Source organism: Rhizobium sp. N122, from assembly GCF_002211295.1.
GTDB lineage: Bacteria > Pseudomonadota > Alphaproteobacteria > Rhizobiales > Rhizobiaceae > Rhizobium.
The window spans coordinates 47567-67851 of sequence record NZ_LOKU01000009.1; the positions used below are offsets into that span (position 1 = coordinate 47567).

Sequence of the window (20285 nt, forward strand, 5' to 3'; positions counted from 1 at the left end):
TCCCAATGTTCGAAATTCTGTGGCGCGGCCTGGCGATCGGCGCCGGCGCAACCATCCTTATGGACCTTTGGGCGATCGTGCTCACCAAGGTCTTCGGCCAGACGCCGCCCAACTGGGCGCCGGTCGGCCGCTGGTTCTGGCATCTCCGCCGCGGCAAGGTCTTTCACGACAGCATCGCCGATGCCGAGCCCTATGCCAATGAACTGGCGCTCGGCTGGATCAGTCACTATGCCGTCGGCATTGTCTATGGCGTGATCTTTGCGCTCATCATGGGGCAGGGCTGGCTTGCCGCCCCGACATTCCTCCCCGCCTGGATCTTCGGCATTCTCACCGTCGGGGCAGGATGGTTCCTGCTGCAGCCGGGCCTCGGCATCGGCTGGGCCGCTTCGAAACATCCGACCCCGAACAAGGTGCGGTGCTTCAATCTGCTGGCGCATACGGTGTTTGCATTAGGGCTTTATGGGACGGCGTTGATTCTGCGCTGAGATTGCCAAAAACCCCTCCCCAACCCCTCCCCACAAGGGGGAGGGACTAAGCTGTGGTGTCCGGCGGCGACCGAAAGCAGAGTCGTATTGGCTGGTTGCCGTTCGACGGATTGATACGATAGAGTTTATGTGAAGCGGTGCCGCATCTTAGTCCCTCCCCCTTGTGGGGAGGGGTTGGGGAGGGGGCTTTTTGGTTCCCCGAAGCCCTATCTCATCGCGCCGCCCAATTGGCGCCGCGGCGGAAGATCGTCTTCATCTCAGGCACGTCGAACTCCTTGGCCTGATGGCCGAGCGAGGAATAGAAGACGCGGCCCTTGCCGTATTTGCGCTTCCAGACGACGGGCATGACGACGCCGTCGATCCAGTAGGCGTGGTCGCCGGTGAATCTGGTTGTTGCCAGCACCTCGTTCGAGGGGTCGACATGCATGTAATATTGCTCCGACGTATAGGGGAAATCGGCAATCCCCTCCACCAGCGGATCGTCCGGCCGGGTGATGTTGACGGTATATTCGATGATGTTGCCGGGGTGGGCCACCCACTGGCCGCCGATGATGAACTGATAGTCGACGGAGTCGCGGAAGGCATCGCCCGCGCCGCCGTGATAGCCGGCGATGCCGACGCCGCTCTCGATGGCGGCGGCGAGGTTCTTGACCTCTTCCTTCTCGATCTTCGACATCGTCATGATCGGCACGACGAGGCTGAGATCATGAACGGAAGGATCGGCAAGCGCCTCGGTGCCATGTTCGAGATAGACTTTGAAGCCGTCCTCCTCGAGCATGGTCTTGATGATTTCGGCGCATTCCTGCGGCTCATGGCCGCTCCAGCCGCCCCAGACGATCAGTGCTTCACGCATAGTCATTCCTCCTGAAATTATTTCGCCAGCCGTCCGTCGACGATGGATTGCGATAAGGGGGCAGGGCGCTCCACCGCCGTTGAGATCGCCACCGTCCGTCCGGTCGCAGATGCGGTGTGGAAGGCTTCCATGACCTCCAGCACATGCAGCGCCAGATCGCCGTTGGCGCGATGCGGCCGGTTGGAGCGGATCGCATGCGCCATGTCGGCGACGCCGAGCGAGCGATAATTGCCATCGGCATAGGGAGATGTGAGGGGCTGATCCTCGAATTGGCCGCCCTTCCTGAGATATTCGACAGGGCCTTCGAATTTGTTGGGATCGGGCACGATCAGGGTGCCCTCGGTGCCGTAGACCTCGAGCGGCACATGCTTGTGGCCGGCGACGTCGAAGCTCATGGCGATCTGGACGACGGCGCCGCCCGCAAAAGCCATCAGGCCGGCGACGTGGGTCGGCACATGCACGGGAATACGCTCGCCGTTGCGTGGTTCGCTTGATATCAGCCGTTCGGCCCGCGGCGTCGTCGCAAAGCCGGCCACTTGAGCGACCGGCCCAAGAAGATTGACGAGATCGGTGATGTAATAGGGACCCATGTCGAGCATCGGCCCGCCGCCGACTTCGTAATAGAAGGCGGGATTCGGATGCCAGCGCTCATGGCCTGGGCACATGAAGCTCGCCGAGCCGCCGACCGGCTGGCCGATGACGCCCTGGTCGATCAAGGCACGGGCCGTCTGATGGCCGCCGCCGAGGAAGGTGTCGGGGGCTGCGCCGATGCGCAAATTCCTGGCCCTGGCGGCTTCCGCCAATTTTTTCCCTTCCGCGAAATTAATCCCGAGCGGCTTTTCCGAATAGGTGTGCTTGCCGGCTTCGAGCGCCTGCAGCGCGACCGTGACATGGGCTTTCGGGATCGTGAGATTGACGATGATTTCGACCTTGGGGTCGGCGAAAAGCTCCTCGACCGTTCTGGCGGGAACGTTGAATTCACGCGCCTTGGCTTCCGCCAGTTCCCGGTTGAGATCGGCGACGCCGCGGATGTCGAGAATGGGAAAGGAGGCCATCGCTTTGAGATAGGCGCCCGAAATGTTGCCGCATCCGATGATGCCGATACCGACTCTTTCCATGAATTCCTCCATCTGATCGTGATTGTGACACCCGTCAGAGTGCCGGCCCGGTGGTGCTCCAGGGCGATTCGTAGAGTTCGTAGAGCGCCACCGCGGCGGCACCCTGCGCCCAGAAATCATCGCTCGAATCGTCGAAGACGAGTTCGCTCACCCCCTTCAGTGAGGGCGGAATGGCGAGCGCATAGGCGTCGCGCAGGCTGTTCAGGAATGGCTCGCCGAGCGCCAGGCTCGACCCGACAAGAATGACGCGCGGCGGCGCAAACAGCGTAACGATATTGGCGATGGTCAATCCCACCGCTTCGCCGGCGCGGATGGCGGCACCGATCAGCCGGTCGTCATCGGCCTTGATCAGGGCCTGGGCGTGCGTCATGCCGCGCCCGAGCCGGATCGCTTCGGCAAAACGCCCATCGGTCTGCTGTTCGCCGAGAATGGCGCTTTCGCCGGCCTGGCTGAACAGCCGCACCACGCCGTTCGGCCCCATGCCGAGCACGAGGTCGCCGAGATTGTGGCTGAGACCGCCGGCGCCGCGAAACAGGCGGTTGCCGTGCAGCACCCCGAGCCCCAGCGTCTGTTCCAATGAAATCAACACCATATCCTCGAAATCTCGGGCTTTGCCGAACCAGTGATGACCAAGGGTGATGGCATGCGCATCGCTTTCGACGATGGTCGGCGTCGACAGCCGCGTCGACATCTCGGCGGCGAAATTGACATTGGTGTCGCGGAAGATCGGGCTGCTTCTGATGTAGCCGGTGCGGTGCTCGATAACGCCGGGAAAGCCGAGGCAGACGCTGTCGACATCCTCGAGCGACAGCCCGGCATCGACGACGCAGCGCCGCACGCCATCCTCGACCAGATCGGCGATGACGCCGATCGGCTGCCGGTCGAGGCGGATCGGCAAAGCGAGTTTCGACAGCACGTCGCCGCGGAAATTGGTGACGACGAAGACCATCCGGTTGGCGGCGACCTTGCCCCCGACGACGCGGGCGGCGTCAGGATTGAGCTCCAGCGCCACGCGCGGCCTGCCGCGCACCGCCTCGTTGCGGATATCGCCTTCGTGGCGCGGCAGGATCAGCCCGTCGTCGAGCAGCGAGGCGGTGATGGCGGAAACCGTGGTGGTGGAGAGTTCGGTGCGTTCGCTGATCTCGATGCGCGAGATCGGACCATGGCGCCGGATGGTATCGAGCACGTTCAAGCGATTGATCGCGCGCATCAATTCTGGATCTGCGGTCTTCATGAAAAACTAGCCGGCATCGTTCGTTGGGCGGAACTCAATATTTTTAACGGGTTACGAAATAAATAGCAGGCAGTCCCGTGAGGCTGTCAAGCGCATTTGGTAAAAATAGCGGTAATTGGGTTGACATCCGGCAAAAGCTCCGTTGAATTAATCCGCATTGGGGAAAAATTGTGAGGATAGGTCCCCGGGAGGAAAATCATGAATTTTATGCTGAAGAACGCCGCTTTCGGCGGCAGGCGCATCGTATCCATGGCCGCGGCAGCCGGCATGTTGCTGGCGGGAGCGGGTGCCGCCTCCGCGACGACGGTGGTCAAATGGCTGCATCTCGAGCTCGACCCGAAAAACGTCGCGGCCTGGGAAGACATCGTCAAGAAATACGAAGCCCAGCATCCCGACGTCGACATTCAGATGCAGTTCCTCGAAAACGAGGCCTTCAAGGCCAAGCTTCCCACTCTGCTGCAATCCGACGATGTGCCGGATTTCTTTTTCAGCTGGGGCGGCGGCGTGTTGAAGCAGCAGTCCGAGACCGGCGCGCTGCAGGATGTGACGGCAGCGCTTGATGCCGATGGCGGCAAGCTGCGCAAGGCCTACACCCCGGCCTCGGTCGACGGCCTGACCTTCGAGGGCAAGACCTGGGCTATCCCCTACAAGGTCGGTCTGGTCAGCTTTTTCTACAACAAGGCGCTGTTTGCCAAGGCTGGCGTCAAGGCCGAAGACATCAAGACCTGGACTGATTTCCTCGCTGCGGTGAAGAAGATCAAGGCGGCCGGCATCGTGCCGATTGCCGGCGGCGGCGGCGAGAAATGGCCGATCCATTTCTACTGGAGCTATCTCGTCATGCGTGAAGGCGGCCAGAAGGTCTTCGACGCCGCCAAGAACGGCGAGGGCGAAGGCTTCCTCGATCCCGCCATCATCAAGGCCGGCGACGATCTCGCCGAACTCGGCAAGCTCGAGCCTTTCCAGCCCGGCTATCTCGGCGCCACCTGGCCGCAGACGCTCGGCGTCTTCGGTGACGGCAAGGCGGCGATGATCCTCGGCTTTGAAGCCACTGAGGCCAACCAGCGCAAGAATGCCGGCGACGGCAAGGGGCTTTCCTCAGACAATATCGGCCGTTTCGTCTTCCCGACGGTCGAGGGCGGCGCCGGCAAGCCGACCGATACGCTCGGCGGCCTGAACGGCTGGGCGGTCACCAAGAAGGCCTCCAAGGAGGCGCTGGATTTCCTAGCCTTCCTCACCAATGCCGAGAACGAGCGGGCGATGGCCAAATCAGGCATGCTTCTGCCCGTGGCCGTCGGCGCCGATGATGGCGTCGTCAATCCGCTGCTGGCCGAATCGGCCAAACAGCTTGCCGGTTCGACCTGGCATCAGAACTTCTTCGACCAGGATCTCGGTGCGGCCGTCGGCCGTGTCGTCAACGACGTTTCGGTGGAAATCGTCTCGGGCCAGATGAACTCCAAGGATGGCGCCCAGATGATCCAGGACGCTTTCGAACTGGAACAATAACCAGCGCCCGCAGAGCCTTCCCGGCGCTCTGATCAAGCGGAGCGCCGGCATTGCTGCCGACGAACGAAAGCAGGATCATGGCCAATATTTCAGTCCCCTCGATAACGACTGCCGCAAGGCCGGCACGCAGAGCCGCAAACAGCAGGAGTTCGGTCGCCCACGACCGGCTGGCAGTGCTCTTGCTCTTTCTGCCGCCGGCGCTGCTGCTGTTCACGCTTTTCGTCATCATGCCGATGGGCGAGGCGGCCTGGTACAGCCTCTACAAGTGGAACGGTTACGGTACGCCGACCGAGTTCATCGCGCTCCGCAATTTCCAGGTGCTGTTCCGCAACGCCGCCTTCACCCAGGCACTGGTCAATAATGGCCTGATTATCGTCATCTCGATCTGCATCCAGGTGCCGCTTGCGATCTGGCTTGCCACCATGCTCGCCCACCGCATCCCGGGCGTCGTCGGCTACCGGCTGATCTTCTTCCTGCCCTATGTGCTGGCCGATGTTGCCGCCGGCCTGATCTGGCGTTTCGTCTATGACGGCGATTACGGCCTGTTTGCCGCCGTTTCCAACTTCTTCGGCTTCGCCAATCCTTATGTGCTCGCCGACAAGGACGTGGCGATCTATGCCGTGCTCGGCGTCATCGTCTGGAAATATTTCGGCTTTCACATGATGCTGTTCATCGCCGGCCTGCAATCGGTCGACAAGAGCGTGCTTGAGGCGGCCGAAATCGACGGCGCCACTGGCTGGCAGAAATTCCGTTACGTCACGCTGCCGCTGCTCGGTTCGACCTTGCGTCTGTCCATCTTCTTCGCCGTCGTCGGTTCGCTGCAGCTCTTCGACATGATCATGCCGCTCACCGGCGGCGGCCCGTCCAACTCCACCCAGACAATGGTCACCTTTCTCTACACCTATGGCGTCATGCGCATGCAGGTGGGTCTCGGCAGCGCCGTCGGCGTCGTGCTCTTCATCATCTGCGTAACGCTCGCCTTCGGTTACAAAAGGATCTTCATGCGCCATGACTGATATGAGCTCTTCCATCCGCATGCGCGCCTCGACCCGCATCTACCTCTACGTGTCGCTGACCCTGATTGCCGCCATCGTGCTGATCCCGCTGCTGACGACGGCGCTCGGCGGCTTCAAGACGCTGGGCGACCTGCGCACCAATCCCTTCGGCCTGCCGACGGAATGGCAGTGGGCGAATTATACCGACATCCTGTTCGGCGAGCGTTACTGGCTGCAGATCGGCAATTCGCTGATCATTGCAGCGCTCACCGTGCTGCTGACGCTGATCGTCTCGTCGATGGCGGCCTTCGCCTTCGCCCATGTGCGCTTCTTCGGTTCGTCCTTCCTGCTCAATTATTTCCTGCTCGGGCTGATGTTTCCGGCAGCGACCGCGATCCTGCCGCTGTTCATCCGCATCCGCGATCTCGGCTTGTTGAACACCTATTGGGGCGTGGTGCTGCCGCAGGTGGCTTTCGGCCTCGGCATGAGCATCCTGTTGTTCCGGAACTATTTCCGCAACCTTCCGGAAGAATTGTTTCAGGCGGCCTTCGTCGATGGCTGCGGCTATCTCCGGTTCTTCTGGCATATCTCGCTGCCGCTCTCCCGGCCGATCGTCGCCACCGTCAGCATCATCTCCTTCGTCGGCAGCTGGAACAGCTACATCCTGCCGCTGATCATGCTGAACTCGGAATCGAAATATCCCTGGCCGCTCGGCATCATGGTCTATCGCGGCGAATACGGCACGGAATGGCAATTGGTGCTGGCCTTCATCACCCTGACCATCCTGCCGACAATCATCGTCTTCTTCGTCGCCCAGCGGCACATCATCGCCGGCCTGACCGCCGGCGCCGTCAAGTCTTGAGCCGAACTATTGGAGCTGCAATCATGGCATCCGTTTCACTGCACGATGTAACCAAGGCCTATGGCGCCGTCGACGTCATCCACGGCATTTCGCTTCATATCGAGGATGGCGAATTCGTCGCCCTGGTCGGCCCGTCCGGCTGTGGAAAATCGACGCTGCTGCGGATGATCGCCGGCCTCGAGGAGATCACCGATGGCGAGATCGCCATCGGCGGCAATATCGTCAACGCCATGACACCGCGCGAGCGCAACATCGCGATGGTCTTCCAGTCCTACGCGCTCTATCCGCATATGACGGTCGCTGAAAACATGGGCTTCAACCTGAAGCTCGCCGGCGTCGCCAAACCCCAGATCGAGGCCCGCGTTGCCGAGGCCGCCCGCATGCTCGATCTTGCCGCGCTGCTCGACCGCAAGCCGGCCCAGCTTTCCGGCGGCCAGCGCCAGCGCGTCGCCATGGGCCGCGCCGTCGTCCGCAACCCGGCCGTTTTCCTGTTCGATGAGCCGCTCTCCAACCTCGATGCGAAGCTGCGCGTGCAAATGCGCTCGGAGATCAAGACGCTGCACCAGAAGGTGAAGACGACCTCGATCTATGTCACCCATGACCAGATCGAAGCGATGACGCTCGCCGACCGCATCGTCGTGCTCAATCAGGGCAGGGTGGAGCAGTCGGGCACGCCGCTCGAACTTTACAAGAAGCCGGCCAACCTCTTCGTCGCCGCCTTCATCGGCTCGCCGGCGATGAACATGCTCGACGGCACGGTGGAGGGTCAAAACGGCGCGCCCGCCGCCCGCCTCGAAGACGGCACGGCGATCCGTATCGCGCCCGACCGCCGGGTCAGGCCCGGCCAGGCCGTCACCATCGGCCTGCGCCCCGAACATCTTATTCCCGGCCTGTCGGCCGGCACGCCGCTTGCCGGCCGCACCATGCTGGTGGAACCCACAGGCGCCCAGACCCATGTGGTCTTCGACCTCGCCGGCCAGCAGGTGACGGCCATCGTCGACGGCGAATACCCAGCCCGCTACGGCACGGTGTTCGAGGCAAGTATCGCCAGCGACCAAGTGCATGTCTTCGATCGTGGCAGTGGGGTGGCTCTGTAGGAGAGAGGCGTTGGGGCAGGGACTGTCCTCGGCCAAAGAGATTGCCGACATCGGCCTCTCATCCGCCTGCCGGCACCTTCTCCCCACTTGCGGGGCGAAGGGGATATGCCGCGACCTCTCCGTTCCTCGCTGAGCGTTCGCGGGGCACGTCCCCCCGCCCCGCAAGCGGGGAGAGGGCTAGGGTGAGGGGCAAATCGCGGGTTAGAACGGCCATTGCACAGGGCCGAGGATGATGCCTACAAGGAGCGAGCTGTCGTCCTCGGTCGGCGATTACTCCGCCGCGATCCGTTCGACGCCGTTGGACTGGACGATCTTTTCCAAGAGCGTCAGCTCCTCCTGGGTGAGATCCGTCAAAGGCGGCCGCACCGGGCCGGGGTTCTGGCCGAGCACCCGCAGCCCGGCCTTGATGATCGAGACGGCATAACCTTTCTTGCGGTTGCGCAGGGCGACGAAGGGGAAGAAGAAGCTCTTCAGGATCTCGTCGACGGTTGCCTGGTCGCCGGTGCGAAGGGCGCCGTAAAAGCGCTGGGCCAGCGCCGGGACGAAGTTGAAGACGGCCGAGGAATAGGTCGTCACGCCGGCGGCGAAATAGGCCTGGGCGTAAACCTCATGGGTCGGCATGCCGCCGACATAGACGAGGCGGTCGCCCAGCAGGGTGGTAATCTCGATGACCTTGTCGACATCGCCGACGCCGTCCTTGAAGCCGATCAGGTTCGGGCATTCCTCGGCGAGCCGCGCGATGCTTTCGGCGGTCAGGACGGCGTTGTCGCGGTTATAGACGATGACGCCGATGCCGACCGATTGGCATACCGCCTTGACATGTGCGATCAGGCCGGCCTGCTCTGCAAACATCAGGTAGGGCGGCAAAAGCAGCAGCCCGTCGGCGCCTGCCTTTTCGGCCGCCTTGGCGATTTCAATGGCGAGCGACGTGCCGTAGCCGGTGCCGGAGATGATCGGCGTCTTGCCGGCCGAAGCCTTTGCAGCGCGGACGACCTGCGGGATTTCGGCCGGATTGAGGGAGAAGAACTCTCCCGTGCCGCCGGCGGCAAACAGTGCGGCCGCGTCATACCCCGAAAGCCATTCGACATGACGGCGGTATTTTGCCTCGTCGAATGTGAGCTGATCGTCGAAATGCGTCACCGGAAACGAGAGCAGACCACTGCCGACGGCCTTCTTCAATTCAATCGGGTTCATCATGAAAGTCCTGTTCCTTACTTGTTGAAAATTAGCCGTCTCAGGCGCTTTCGAGCGTCTGCAGAAGGGCCGCGATATAGCCGTAGCAGTAGGCGAATGCGGTGGCGGAAGGGTCCTTGCCGCTGACGGTCGGCACGTGATCGGGCATCAGCATGTATTTGAAACCGACTTCCTTGTAGATCTTCGCCGAGCGGACCATGTCCATGTCGCCCTCGTCGGGGAAGGTCTCCATGAAGGAGAGCTTGCCGCCGCGGATGTTGCGGAAATGAACATTGAAGATCTTGTTGCGCTCGCCGAACCAGCGGATGACGTCGTCGATCTCCTTGCCGGGATTGTCCAGCATCTCGCCGATCGAGCCCTGGCAGAAGTTGAGGCCGTGATAGGGGTTTTCCCGCATCAGCACGAATTTCTTCAGGCCTTCGACGGTGCCGAGCACCCGCGTGACGCCGCGAAAGCCCGGCGGCGTATAGGGATCGTGCGGATGGCAGGCGAGCCTGACGCGGTTGCTTGCAGCGACCGGCACGACCCGTTCGAGGAAATAATCGATCCGTTCCCAGTTTTCGTCTTCGGAGAGCACCCCGGCAAGACCGGGTGCTGCCTGCTGATCGGTCTTGTCCCAGCGGAAGCTGGCATTCATCGAGCCGCCGCGTCCCGGTTCATCGGGGGTGCGGGGAATGCCGATCAGGTTGAGATTATATTTGACCGCCGGAATGCCGGCCGCCGCGGTATCTTCGATCAGCTTGCAGACGGCGTCGATCTGCCTGTCGCGCTCCGGGCCGGCGAGCAATATATCCGGATAGGACGCTTTCTCGATCGGCTGCGAGGGCAGCGGCAGCTGGATCATGTCGAGGATCAGGCCGAAGCTTTCGACCTTGTCGCGATGGCGCTCGAGGTCGGAAAGCGTCCAGCTGCTCGGTTCTCCCGGCGGGTCGGCATTGATATGCTTCACACCCAGTTGCGCGAAGATGCGATAATCGTCGTCGTCCCGCGCGGCGACCTGTGTTCCCAGATACATTTGAGTCTCTTTCGAAATTACACAATGTCATATGACATAATATGAATTTTGAAGAGAGTCGAGCCCTATTGCTGCTCGGCGAGCATCCGGTAGCGGCGTTGGCTCGCCATCATATGCGCGCGCATCGCCTGGCGGGCGCGATCCGGATCCTGATCGGCGATGGCCGAGAGGATTTCGACGTGTTCGGCATAGACCTTCTGCAGGTAGTCGCGGTCATTGGCTTCGGGCAGCGTCGGAAACTGGCCGCGGGGAATTGATTTGGGGCCGAATTGGCGCAGGACATCGACATAGAATCGGTTGTTGGTGGCGGCGGCGATCGCCATATGGAAGGCGTAATCGGCCTCCACCGTTTGCTGTCCGGTTTCGATCAGGTTCGCCATACGGCGGTTGGCCTCACGGATGGCGGCTTCCTGCTCGGCGGTGCGGCGATAGGCGGCAATCGCCGCCGCTTCACCCTCGGCAGCCATGCGAAACTCTAGCAATTCAAGGGTTTCGGGGATGCTTTTGATTTCCACCGGCGTCAAGGGCAGCACCGATTGAGATTTCGGATCCGCGACAAACACCCCTTTGCCCTGGATCGGCTTGACGAAGCCGGCCGACCTGAGGTCGGCGATCGCCTCGCGCACCACGGTGCGGCTGACGCCGAAGGTTGCTTCAAGCTGCGGCTCGGTCGGCAGCTGGTCGCCGACCCGCAGCATCCCCGTCTCGATCTGCGCCCGCAGCTGATCGATGACCTGCTGTGCCAGTCTTTCTCGCCCACGGCTGAGTGTCGTCATTTTTCTGTTCCCCAATCCCTTTGCACTCAAGTCTCCCGCTCGGGTCTTGTCAACCGTATCAGACTTCGATAGATCATAATACGACATACGGGCGACATAATATGTCTTCTATAGTAATTCACGGAGGAGCGACAATGAAGCATTTTTCTAAAGGCCTGTTCGTCGGCGCCGTTTTCGGCGCGCTGACGATGGCTGCCCCGCAGCTGCAGGCTGCCACGCCGCAGGACCAGCTGGTGATCGGAACATCGCTGGCCCAGGTTCTGTCCCTCGATCCGCAGCAGGCGACCGAGGGCAAAGCCGTTGAGATCATGTCGAATCTTTACGACCGGCTGGTCGCCAGCACGGCGGACGGAAAGATCCTTCCGCAGCTGGCGGAAAGCTGGAAGGTTGACGACAAGGGCATCACCTTTACGCTGCGCAAGGCCAATTTCGCCTCCGGCAACCCGGTCACCTCGAAGGACGTCGTCTATTCGCTGGGGCGGCTCTTGAAGATGGATCAGGCCGCAGCCGCCAACCTGAAGCGCGTCGGCTACGACAAGAACAATGTCGACAAGCTCGTCAAGGCGGTCGACGACCAGACGGTGCGTATCGATCTTTCCGACCAGGTGACGGCGGAGCTTCTGCTCTACCGGCTGACGACGACCACCACCAGCGTGGTCGACAGCGTCGAGGTCGAAAGCCACGCCGTCGACAATGACTATGGCAATGCCTGGATGCGAACGCATTCGGCCGGTTCCGGTCCATTCACCCTCAACCGCTGGTCTCCGAACGAGTTGGTCATTCTCGACGCCAACAAGGGTTATGTCGACGGCGCTCCGAAGATGCGCCGCGTCATCGTCCGCCATGTGCCGGAAAGCCAGGTCGAGCGGCTGATGCTGGAGCGCGGCGATATCGATATTGCCAGTGCGCTGACGGCCTCCGATCTCGCGACATTCCAGGTCAAGCAGGGCTTCGCCATCCAGCGCATTCCGACAGGCGGCTTCTACGTGCTGTCGATGAATGCCGGCAACCAATACCTCTCCAACCCCAAGGTCCGCGAGGCGATTGCCTACGGCATCGACTACAAGGGTATCGAGAAGACGATCATGGGGCCGTACGGACGGGCGAGGACCGTGCCCGTGCCGGAGAATTTCGAATATGCGATCCCGAGCCCGGATTGGCAGCTCAACGTCGAGAAGTCCAAGCAACTGCTGGCAGAGGCGGGTTATAAGGACGGCTTCTCGCTGACGCTGAAGACCATCGCCCAGACACCGCGCATCGATCTTGCCACCGCCATCCAGGCTTCCCTTGCCCAGGTCGGTATCAAGATCGACATCCAGCAGGGCAACGGTTCCGAAATCATCGCCGCCCATCGCGCCCGGGATTTCGATCTGCTGATCCCGCAGACCAGCGCCTACATGCCGAACGTGCTCGGCTCGATGGAGCAGTTTTCCTCCAATCCCGACAACTCGAAAGAGGCCAACAATGCCGGCAATTTCGTCTGGCGCTCGGCCTGGGATATTCCCGAGCTGACGGCGCTGACGGCGAAAGCATCGATGGAGCCGGACGCCAAAAAGCGCGGCGAACTCTACGTGCAGATGCAGAAGATGTTCGTCGAACAGAAGCCTGCCGTGCTGCCGATGTTCGAGCGCTTTGAGCCGATCGTCCTGACCGGCAAGGTCCAGGGATATGTCGGACATCCGTCTCAAATGACGCGTCTCGAGAACGTGACCAAGGTCGAAACCCAGTAAGACTCGAGAGGACAGCCGATCATGAAGGAACTCTCCGTAGCCGAATTTGGCCGACGCCTGGCGCATTTGCTGGTCAGCCTGTTCATTCTTCTCTGTGTGACCTTCGTGATCGGCCGCGTCCTGCCCACCGATCCGGTCGGCGCGATCGTCGGCGAGCTCGCCGATCCCGCCGCCTATGCAGCGATGCGGGCCCGTCTCGGGCTCGATCTGCCCATCTACCAGCAGTTCTTCCTTTATCTGAACGGGCTGGCGCATGGTGATTTCGGCACTGCCGTGCTCACCGGCAATCCGGTCTCGTCGGACCTCGCCCAGGCGTTTCCGGCGACATTCGAACTGGCGACGTTGGCGGTGATCATCTCGACATTCGTCGGCGTGCCTCTCGGCCTTGTCGCGGCTTTGTTTCGCGACAGCTTCATCGACAAGATAGCCCGGGTGGTGGCGCTCGTCGGGCATTCGATCCCCGTCTTCTGGTTCGGCATCGTCGGGCTGGTCATTTTCTATGCGGGCCTCAACTGGGTCGGCGGGCCGGGCAGGATCGATGTCTTTTATGAAGGCCTCGTCACGCCGCAGACCGGCCTGTTGCTGATTGACAGCCTGCTGCAGGGCGAGACGGAAATCTTCTGGAATGCGCTCGGACATATCATTCTGCCCGCGATCATCCTGGCCTATGCGGCGATGGCCTACATCACCCGCATGACTCGCAGCTTCACCCTGGAGCAGTTGAGCCAGGACTATGTCATCGCCGCCCGTGCCAAGGGTGTGAGCCCCTTCGGCACGATCTGGCGCCACGTCCTGCCGAACATCGCGGTGCAACTCATCACCATCCTGGCGATTTCCTATGGCGGGCTGCTGGAAGGCGCTGTCGTGACCGAGATCGTCTTCTCCTGGCCGGGCATCGGCCAATACATGACGAACGCCCTCATGATCGGCGACATGAACGCCATCGTGGCCGGCACCATCATCGTGGGATTCATCTTCATGCTGTTAAACTTCCTCGCCGACGTCGCTTACGCCGTCTTCGATCCGCGCATGCGGGAGGCGGCCCGATGAGCGACGCCATCCACGCCGACATTCAGATCCACCCGCCAAGTGTCGCGACCCGCGTCGCGGCCTCATTTGCGCGCGCCGGCCGCAAATTGGCCGCGGAACCGCTTGGCCTTGCCGGCTTCGTCATTCTCGGCCTGCTCTGCCTCATCGCGATCTTCGCGCCGATTCTGGCGCCTTATGATCCGGTCGTGCAGTCGCTCGGCGATGCCTTGCAGGCCCCGAGCCTGGCGCATTGGGCCGGTACCGACGAATTCGGCCGCGACATTCTGAGCCGCCTGATCTTCGGCACGCGCATCACCATCCAGACGGTGCTGTCGATCTCGCTGATCGTCGGCCCGATCGGCCTGCTGATCGGCGTTGTCGCCGGCTTCTTCGGCGGCCGCACCGATGCGTTGCTGATGCGGGCGACCGATATCGTTCTGTCTTTCCCGTCGCTGATCCTGGCGCTGGCCTTTGCCGCCGCACTCGGCGCCGGCCTGACCACGGCAATTATCGCGATCTCGCTGACCGCATGGCCGCCGATCGCCAGACTCGCCCGCGCCGAGGCGCTGGTCGTCAGAAATGCCGATTATGTGGTCGCCGCCCGCCTTTACGGCGCGTCGCCGATGCGCATCCTGCTGCTCTATATCGCCCCCATGTGCATTCCGTCGGTGATTGTCCGGCTGACGCTCAACATGGCCGGCATCATCCTGACGGCGGCTTCCCTCGGCTTTCTCGGCCTCGGTGCGCAACCGCCGGCGCCGGAATGGGGGGCGATGATTTCCAACGGTCGCAAATTCATGCTGGATTACTGGTGGGTCGCCGTCATGCCGGGGATCGCCATTCTTCTCACCAGCCTTGCCTTCAACATCGCCGGAGATGCTCTGCGCGACATTCTGGATCCCCGCCATGCCAGATCGTAAAATGCAGGATCATGATCTGCAGCCGGTTCTCTCCGTCCAAGGATTGACCGTCCGCTTCGGGCGAGGTGCCGTGCCCGCCGTATCCAATGTCAGTTTCGACGTCGGGCGCGAACGCGTCGGCATCGTCGGCGAATCCGGTTCCGGAAAATCGACGACGGGCCGCGCGATCATGCGGCTGCTGCCGCCGGCAGCGGTGGTTTCAGCCGAACGCCTCGATCTCGGCGGCGATCCGTTGCTTCCCAAGAGCGAGCGGCAGATGGGCGCGCTTCGCGGCAAGGACATCGCGCTGATCATGCAGGATCCGCGTTATTCCTTGAACCCGGTGCTTTCGATCGGCAAGCAGATCGCCGAGGCCGCACGCCTTCACCTCGGTCTCGGCAAGGCCCCGGCGCAAGACGCCGCCCGCGCCATGCTGGAGCGCGTGCGCATCAGCGATCCGGACCGGGTCATGGCGCTTTATCCGCATCAGATATCGGGCGGCATGGGCCAGCGCGTGATGATCGCCATGATGCTCTTGGCGCGGCCGAAGCTGGTCATTGCCGACGAACCGACCTCGGCGCTCGATGTCAGCGTCCGCAAGGACGTGCTGTTGCTGCTCGATGAACTGGTGCGCGAGAACAATTCCGGCCTGCTGTTGATCAGCCATGACATTCGGATGGTGGCAGCCTTCTGCGAACGGATCATCGTCATGTATGCCGGCCGCATCGTCGAGACGCTGACCAGTCTGGAAGAGGCCCGCCATCCCTATACCCGCGGGCTGATAGCCGCATTGCCCGACCCGAAGAAGCCGGTTCGCCGGCTGGCGGTACTCGACAGGGCGAAACTCGATCTGGAGACGGCGCAATGATCAATGTCCGCGACCTCGATGTCGTCTTTGCCTCCGCCAAATCCAGCAACCATGTCGTCAGGGGTATCAGTTTTCAGGTCAGGCAGGGGGAGACGCTCGGTATTGTCGGCGAATCCGGCTGCGGCAAATCGACGGTGCTGCGTTGCCTTGCCGGCATGGAGACCGGCTGGACCGGGCAGATCGAACTCGGCGGCAAACCGATCGGCAAGCAGCGCTCCCGCGAGGAGCTGAAATTTGCCCAGATGGTCTTTCAGGATCCGTATGGATCCCTGCATCCGCGCCATCGCATCGGCACCGCTTTGGCCGAACCGCTGCGCGCCATGGGCCATTCGGAGATCTGGTCGAAGGTCGAAAAGGCGTTGATTCAGGTCGGCCTGCCGGCAAGCTTCGCCAATCGTTTCCCCCATGAACTTTCCGGCGGCCAGCGGCAGCGCGTGGCGATCGCCCGGGCGCTGATCCTCTCGCCGCCCATCCTGCTGCTCGACGAGCCGACATCGGCGCTCGACGTCTCGGTCCAGGCCGAAATCCTCAACCTGCTGGCCGATCAGCGCGAGGAAAAGGGCCTGACCTATCTGCTCGTCAGCCACGACCTCGCGGTCATCGCCCATATGTGCGACCGGGTGCTGATCATGAAAAACGGCGGCTTTGTTGACGAGCTGACCAAGGCGGATCTGCAGGCGGGCACCACGCATGACGCCTATGCGCGCGAGCTATTCGAGGCGAGCTTTATCGAGGCTTGATATTTCGCGCTGCTGCGCCGCTGACGGCTGCAACACTGCCCCTTTCCACAAGATGGCAGGAAAGCTCGACCCGCCGCCGCGGCATCGCGAGGCCGAGCATCATATCACGCAGCAGATCGAGCGCGGTGGCGCCGAGTTCGCGCATCGGGATATGCACCGTCGAAAGGGGCGGATTGAGAAAGGCCGATTGCGGCAGGTCGTCTATGCCCATGACGGAGATATCCTGCGGCACGGCATAGCCCATTGCCTGCAATCCGTGCACGGCGCCGGCGGCAAGGCTGTCGCCGGCCGTCAGGACAGCGGTGAAAGAGAGGCCTTTGTCACTCACAAAACGGGTGAGGGTCTCGGCACCCAGTTCCGGCAGCCAGTCGTCGACCTCGAGCACCAGATCGGCATCGGCCGTCAGCCCATGATGCTGCAGGGCATCGCGCCAGCCCTCCAGGCGCCGCTCGATCGTTCGCCGTCCCGGCCGCAGCATGAACAGGATGCGTTCGTGCCCCGCCTTGATCAGGTGCTCGGCGGCGATGAAGGCGGCCGAACGGTTGCAGGGCGTCACGCTGGAAAGCCGCATATAGGGATCGTCGCTATTGACGAGCACCACGGGCTTTCCGAGACTGGCGGCGGCGGCCAGCATATCTTCCTCGTCGACGGTCAGGATCAGCATGCCGCCGAAACCCGGATCATCGCGCATCTCGGCGATGACACGGGCTTCGTCGGCCTTGTCGGCGACCGGACGCATCGCCATCTCGATGCCGAGAGCGGCTGCCCGCGCATTCAATCCTTCGAGCACATAGAGCGTGAACTGGTTGCGGACATAATCGATCATCGCCGCGCCGGAGGCGACCAGCATGACCTTCTTGCCGGCAACGCTGGCCGGCAGGGCGTAGCTGACCGCACTTGCCGTTTCCAGCACCAGCTTGCGGATTTCGGGCCTCACACCCTTTTCGCCGGCAAGCGCCCGCGACACGGTGCTGATCGAGACGCCGCATCGCGCGGCGATGTCGTCGAGACGCGTGCGCCTGCCTTTTTTCTCCTCTGCCCCCATGTAGTTCTCCTCGCTCCCATGCCTTTATGCAAAAATCTTTCAGATTGCGCAAACGGAATGCCTATGCACAATTGGCCAAGAGGAGTCCGCGACAAGCGACAGAGCAGGGAGGCTTTGAAGATGCGGTTTGACGGCCAGTCCACGCGTCGGTGTTTCCGACGACTCGCGGCTCGAACGAGCTGAAGCATGACCACTGAGAAATCCCATCTTCGCCGCGCCACCGGCAAGGAGAGCCCGATCGTCTACTGGCAGCTCGGCCACCTCTCGCAGGCGCGCTACGACGTCGCCGACCGGCCGATGGAAGGCAGGATGGATCCGTTTTTCTTCGTCACCAAGACGAAGAACTTCATCCCGCACGAATATCCCTGCCGCACCGAATTCAAAAAATCCTTCTCCGGCCAAAGACCGCAGCCGACCGCCGAGTTCGAGCCCGTCCGGTGGTGGCTGCCCTTTGCCTCTCCGCGTGTCGATCTCTCCGGCTTCTGGTTTCGCCCGACCCGCATCGGCTGCTGGGCGCGCACCTTCCTCGATGCCCGCTCGGCCGGGCTCGCCAAGCTTCGCCTGTCGACCTGCGGCGGCGCGATCCTCTTCGTCAACGGCCGCGAGCAGGGCTTCATGGCGCCTTACGAGCGCAATCTGGAAGCCCAGCAGAGCTTCGAAGTCGAACTTTCAGCCGGACTCAACGAGATCCGCATCTATTTCGACGATTTGGCCGAGCGCGACGCCCGTTTCTATTTCCAGCTGGATTATCTCTACGGGCCGGAAGTCGAAACATCGCTTCCCGTTCCGATCGCCGCCGATGCTGCGAACGGGCTGGAGGCGATCCTCGAAGGCATGCGCTTCGACCGCACCGCCTATCTCGGCGAGGACGTGACGATCCTGTTTCCCGCGCCGCTGCCGCTGGGGCTGAGCTGTCATGTCGAGGTCGAAGGCGACTTCATGTCGGTCGAGCGGTTCGAGTATGATTTCGCACTGGAGAAGGGCGCAACCAGGCTGGAACTCGGCTCGTCCGCGCGCATGCCCGCCGATTTCCGCCATTTCCGCATCAGCTTCAAAACAGGCGAATTTTCGCTCGGCCGCACGCTCGGCGTCGAGATCTGTCATCCCGAACGCCAGGGGCCGGCGCCGGCTGCGCTGGAAGATCGGATCGACGAGGCGCTTGAAGAAGTCGCCGCCCATTCCGAGCCCGATACGGTCTGCGCTTTCGCCCGCCTCGCCCTGGGGCAGGGCGGCGAGCAGACCGAGGCGATGATCTCGGCCATGCTGCCCGTCATCGAGGATTGTCACGACTGCGCCGATTTCGTGCTGGTGCCGCTGCTGTTTGGCTATACTCGCTGGAGCGATCTGCTGTCGCAAGATCTGCGGCAGAGGATCGAGCATGCGGTTCTCAATTACCGCTATTGGATGGATGAGCCGGGCAACGACGTTCAGTGGTATTTTTCGGAAAACCACGCGCTGCTCTTCCACACCGCCGCCTATCTCGGCGGCAGGCTTTTCCCCGACGCCGTCTTCGTCCGCTCCGGCCGCACCGGCGCCGAGCAGATGAAGGTCGGCGAAGAGCGTGTCCGCGCCTGGCTCGATCATTTCGAGCGCTGGGAAATGGCCGAGTGGAATTCCGTTCCCTATTTCCCGATCGACCTCAAGGGCCTGACGGCGCTTGCTGCCTGCGCACCGGATCATACGATCCGCGCCCGGGCGAATGCCAGCATCGTCCGCCTGATGGAGATCGTCGCTCGCTCGGCCCATCAGGGCATGCTGACCGGCAGCCAGGGCCGCTCCTACGAGCATACGCTGCGCCCCGGCCGCTCCGTCGAACTGTCGGCCATTTCTAGGCTGCTCTGGGGCCGCGGCTGGTACGGGCGTCGCGTTCACGCCTTGCCGCAGCTTGCCGTCTGTATCCGCGATCACGGCCTGCAATTCCCGAAAGCGCTTGCTGCGATTGCCATGCACGACGCCGACGAGGCGCAGGAATGGACCTTTTCCCAGGGCGAGAACCGTTTTGCCGCCCTCTATCACTACAAGACACGCGATACCGCCCTCGGCACCATCGCCCATTATCGCCCCGGTGCCTGGGGATATCAGGAGACGGTGCTGCATCTGCGCCTCGGCGACCGGCCGGAAGCCCAGATCTGGATCAACCATCCCGGCGAAACCATCCAGTTCGGTTACGGCCGGCCGAGTTTCTGGGGCGGCTGCGGAACGCTGCCGCGCGTCCATCAATATCGCGATCTCGCCATCCTCGATTTCGACATCCACGAGGGCCAGCCGGATTTCACCCATGCCTGGTTCCCGCTCGAAGCCTTCGACGACACGATGTTCGAGGGCAATCTGGCGCTCGCCCGTTCCGGCAATGGCCTTGCCATGCTGATCGGCAACGGGCCGCTGGAGCCGGTGAAGCATGGCCCAACGACGGACGTCGAACTGCGCCTCGCCGGCCGCAACGGCCGCTGGATCGTCCGTCTCTCCGATCACGGGCGCGAAGGCGGCCTTGACGGCATGCGGGCACGTTTCGCCACGCTGGCAGCCCGCCGCGACAATGACGGCGCATTGATCGTCATCGATCCGGATTATGGTCAGGTCGTCTTCGAAGAGGACGGCACCGTGCGCGCCGAAGGCCGTATTCTTCGGCCGTCGGACTGGTCGGTGGGGGGAGACGCGGTACATCTTGAGATGTCAGGCAGGCAGCCTCGGCGCGCCGCTTCGTAGACGACGTGTCCGGGCAGGTGGAGGACCGACCGGGCCTGCTGCATAATTCCTTAAATCGGAATCGATTTTATGCAGCAATTCAAAGTGTTACAGCGTCCTTTACGCGTCCGAAAAGACGCGCGGCGCTGTAGGACTT

Annotated in this window: 18 protein-coding genes; 11 read left to right on the forward strand and 7 right to left on the reverse strand. The window is 62.3% G+C overall.

The genetic code is table 11. From position 1 onward, the window contains the following. Positions 1-5 precede the first annotated feature (5 nt). The gene (locus tag ATY75_RS08460; protein ID WP_088937186.1) at positions 6-485 is read left to right on the forward strand and encodes a DUF2938 domain-containing protein; all 480 of its coding nucleotides are present in this window, start codon (positions 6-8) and stop codon (positions 483-485) included. A gap of 211 nt (positions 486-696) precedes the next feature. Here ATY75_RS08460 and ATY75_RS08465 read toward each other — a convergent pair whose 3' ends face one another. Genes ATY75_RS08465 through ATY75_RS08475 form a run of 3 tightly spaced genes read right to left on the reverse strand, consistent with a single transcriptional unit; the run spans position 697 to position 3690 of the window. Beyond that, entirely contained in the window at positions 697-1338 is a 642-nt protein-coding gene (locus tag ATY75_RS08465; RefSeq protein ID WP_088937187.1) for a ThuA domain-containing protein, read from the reverse strand. 17 nt (positions 1339-1355) lie between these two features. Next, positions 1356-2456 (reverse strand): Gfo/Idh/MocA family oxidoreductase, encoded by a 1101-nt coding sequence (locus tag ATY75_RS08470; protein ID WP_088937188.1) that lies wholly within the window; start codon positions 2454-2456, stop codon positions 1356-1358. A gap of 34 nt (positions 2457-2490) precedes the next feature. Next, on the reverse strand, positions 2491-3690 hold the full coding sequence (locus ATY75_RS08475; protein ID WP_088937189.1) for an ROK family transcriptional regulator: 1200 nt from the start codon (positions 3688-3690) through the stop codon (positions 2491-2493). A gap of 198 nt (positions 3691-3888) precedes the next feature. On the opposite strand from ATY75_RS08475, the gene ATY75_RS08480 reads away from it, so the two are divergent. The 4 genes from ATY75_RS08480 to ugpC all read left to right on the forward strand — a co-directional run bounded on the left by ATY75_RS08480 (position 3889) and on the right by ugpC (position 8147). Then, positions 3889-5193 (forward strand): extracellular solute-binding protein, encoded by a 1305-nt coding sequence (locus ATY75_RS08480; RefSeq protein ID WP_088937190.1) that lies wholly within the window; start codon positions 3889-3891, stop codon positions 5191-5193. Positions 5194-5270: 77 nt separating this feature from the next. Continuing rightward, on the forward strand, positions 5271-6209 hold the full coding sequence (locus tag ATY75_RS08485) for a sugar ABC transporter permease (RefSeq protein ID WP_064838417.1): 939 nt from the start codon (positions 5271-5273) through the stop codon (positions 6207-6209). Next, positions 6202-7050 carry a carbohydrate ABC transporter permease gene (locus ATY75_RS08490; protein ID WP_037138761.1) on the forward strand — a complete coding sequence of 283 codons (849 nt, stop codon included), beginning with the start codon at positions 6202-6204 and terminating at the stop codon, positions 7048-7050. The genes ATY75_RS08485 and ATY75_RS08490 overlap by 8 nt, the downstream gene beginning before the upstream one ends. A gap of 23 nt (positions 7051-7073) precedes the next feature. After that, the gene (ugpC, locus tag ATY75_RS08495; RefSeq protein WP_064838418.1) at positions 7074-8147 is read left to right on the forward strand and encodes a sn-glycerol-3-phosphate ABC transporter ATP-binding protein UgpC; all 1074 of its coding nucleotides are present in this window, start codon (positions 7074-7076) and stop codon (positions 8145-8147) included. Between the two features lie 270 nt (positions 8148-8417). Here ugpC and kdgD read toward each other — a convergent pair whose 3' ends face one another. The 3 genes from kdgD to ATY75_RS08510 all read right to left on the reverse strand — a co-directional run bounded on the left by kdgD (position 8418) and on the right by ATY75_RS08510 (position 11132). After that, on the reverse strand, positions 8418-9344 hold the full coding sequence (kdgD, locus tag ATY75_RS08500) for a 5-dehydro-4-deoxyglucarate dehydratase (RefSeq protein ID WP_088937191.1): 927 nt from the start codon (positions 9342-9344) through the stop codon (positions 8418-8420). Between the two features lie 37 nt (positions 9345-9381). After that, complete coding sequence (locus ATY75_RS08505) at positions 9382-10356, reverse strand: mannonate dehydratase (protein WP_088937192.1); 975 nt, start codon at positions 10354-10356, stop codon at positions 9382-9384. Positions 10357-10421: 65 nt separating this feature from the next. Continuing rightward, a complete protein-coding gene (locus tag ATY75_RS08510; protein ID WP_064838427.1) occupies positions 10422-11132 on the reverse strand; it encodes a FadR/GntR family transcriptional regulator in 711 nt (236 codons plus the stop codon). Positions 11133-11266: 134 nt separating this feature from the next. Between ATY75_RS08510 and ATY75_RS08515 the strand changes: the two genes are divergently transcribed. Genes ATY75_RS08515 through ATY75_RS08535 form a run of 5 tightly spaced genes read left to right on the forward strand, consistent with a single transcriptional unit; the run spans position 11267 to position 16398 of the window. After that, positions 11267-12862 carry an ABC transporter substrate-binding protein gene (locus ATY75_RS08515; protein WP_088937193.1) on the forward strand — a complete coding sequence of 532 codons (1596 nt, stop codon included), beginning with the start codon at positions 11267-11269 and terminating at the stop codon, positions 12860-12862. A 21-nt stretch (positions 12863-12883) separates the two neighbouring features. Continuing rightward, a complete protein-coding gene (locus ATY75_RS08520) occupies positions 12884-13912 on the forward strand; it encodes an ABC transporter permease (protein ID WP_054183148.1) in 1029 nt (342 codons plus the stop codon). Beyond that, positions 13909-14811: an ABC transporter permease gene (locus ATY75_RS08525; RefSeq protein ID WP_088937194.1), complete on the forward strand. Its 903-nt coding sequence runs from the start codon at positions 13909-13911 to the stop codon at positions 14809-14811. The genes ATY75_RS08520 and ATY75_RS08525 overlap by 4 nt, the downstream gene beginning before the upstream one ends. Position 14812: 1 nt before the next feature. Continuing rightward, positions 14813-15658: an ABC transporter ATP-binding protein gene (locus ATY75_RS08530; protein WP_088937195.1), complete on the forward strand. Its 846-nt coding sequence runs from the start codon at positions 14813-14815 to the stop codon at positions 15656-15658. Further along, positions 15655-16398 (forward strand): ABC transporter ATP-binding protein, encoded by a 744-nt coding sequence (locus ATY75_RS08535; protein WP_088937196.1) that lies wholly within the window; start codon positions 15655-15657, stop codon positions 16396-16398. The genes ATY75_RS08530 and ATY75_RS08535 overlap by 4 nt, the downstream gene beginning before the upstream one ends. Here ATY75_RS08535 and ATY75_RS08540 read toward each other — a convergent pair. Further along, complete coding sequence (locus ATY75_RS08540) at positions 16385-17443, reverse strand: LacI family DNA-binding transcriptional regulator (RefSeq protein ID WP_088937197.1); 1059 nt, start codon at positions 17441-17443, stop codon at positions 16385-16387. The genes ATY75_RS08535 and ATY75_RS08540 overlap by 14 nt on opposite strands. Before the next feature lie 186 nt (positions 17444-17629). On the opposite strand from ATY75_RS08540, the gene ATY75_RS08545 reads away from it, so the two are divergent. Continuing rightward, the gene (locus tag ATY75_RS08545; protein ID WP_088937198.1) at positions 17630-20149 is read left to right on the forward strand and encodes a hypothetical protein; all 2520 of its coding nucleotides are present in this window, start codon (positions 17630-17632) and stop codon (positions 20147-20149) included. Positions 20150-20285 lie beyond the last annotated feature (136 nt).

Excerpts from the sequence above, each read along its gene's own strand:
- ATY75_RS08460 (WP_088937186.1), top strand. The coding sequence starts at position 6 with ATGTTCGAAATTCTGTGGCGCGGCCTGGCGATCGGCGCCGGCGCAACC.
- ATY75_RS08465 (WP_088937187.1), bottom strand. The coding sequence starts at position 1,338 with ATGCGTGAAGCACTGATCGTCTGGGGCGGCTGGAGCGGCCATGAGCCG.
- ATY75_RS08470 (WP_088937188.1), bottom strand. The coding sequence starts at position 2,456 with ATGGAAAGAGTCGGTATCGGCATCATCGGATGCGGCAACATTTCGGGC.
- ATY75_RS08475 (WP_088937189.1), bottom strand. The coding sequence starts at position 3,690 with ATGAAGACCGCAGATCCAGAATTGATGCGCGCGATCAATCGCTTGAAC.
- ATY75_RS08480 (WP_088937190.1), top strand. The coding sequence starts at position 3,889 with ATGAATTTTATGCTGAAGAACGCCGCTTTCGGCGGCAGGCGCATCGTA.
- ATY75_RS08485 (WP_064838417.1), top strand. The coding sequence starts at position 5,271 with ATGGCCAATATTTCAGTCCCCTCGATAACGACTGCCGCAAGGCCGGCA.
- ATY75_RS08490 (WP_037138761.1), top strand. The coding sequence starts at position 6,202 with ATGACTGATATGAGCTCTTCCATCCGCATGCGCGCCTCGACCCGCATC.
- ugpC (WP_064838418.1), top strand. The coding sequence starts at position 7,074 with ATGGCATCCGTTTCACTGCACGATGTAACCAAGGCCTATGGCGCCGTC.
- kdgD (WP_088937191.1), bottom strand. The coding sequence starts at position 9,344 with ATGATGAACCCGATTGAATTGAAGAAGGCCGTCGGCAGTGGTCTGCTC.
- ATY75_RS08505 (WP_088937192.1), bottom strand. The coding sequence starts at position 10,356 with ATGTATCTGGGAACACAGGTCGCCGCGCGGGACGACGACGATTATCGC.
- ATY75_RS08510 (WP_064838427.1), bottom strand. The coding sequence starts at position 11,132 with ATGACGACACTCAGCCGTGGGCGAGAAAGACTGGCACAGCAGGTCATC.
- ATY75_RS08515 (WP_088937193.1), top strand. The coding sequence starts at position 11,267 with ATGAAGCATTTTTCTAAAGGCCTGTTCGTCGGCGCCGTTTTCGGCGCG.
- ATY75_RS08520 (WP_054183148.1), top strand. The coding sequence starts at position 12,884 with ATGAAGGAACTCTCCGTAGCCGAATTTGGCCGACGCCTGGCGCATTTG.
- ATY75_RS08525 (WP_088937194.1), top strand. The coding sequence starts at position 13,909 with ATGAGCGACGCCATCCACGCCGACATTCAGATCCACCCGCCAAGTGTC.
- ATY75_RS08530 (WP_088937195.1), top strand. The coding sequence starts at position 14,813 with ATGCAGGATCATGATCTGCAGCCGGTTCTCTCCGTCCAAGGATTGACC.
- ATY75_RS08535 (WP_088937196.1), top strand. The coding sequence starts at position 15,655 with ATGATCAATGTCCGCGACCTCGATGTCGTCTTTGCCTCCGCCAAATCC.
- ATY75_RS08540 (WP_088937197.1), bottom strand. The coding sequence starts at position 17,443 with ATGGGGGCAGAGGAGAAAAAAGGCAGGCGCACGCGTCTCGACGACATC.
- ATY75_RS08545 (WP_088937198.1), top strand. The coding sequence starts at position 17,630 with ATGACCACTGAGAAATCCCATCTTCGCCGCGCCACCGGCAAGGAGAGC.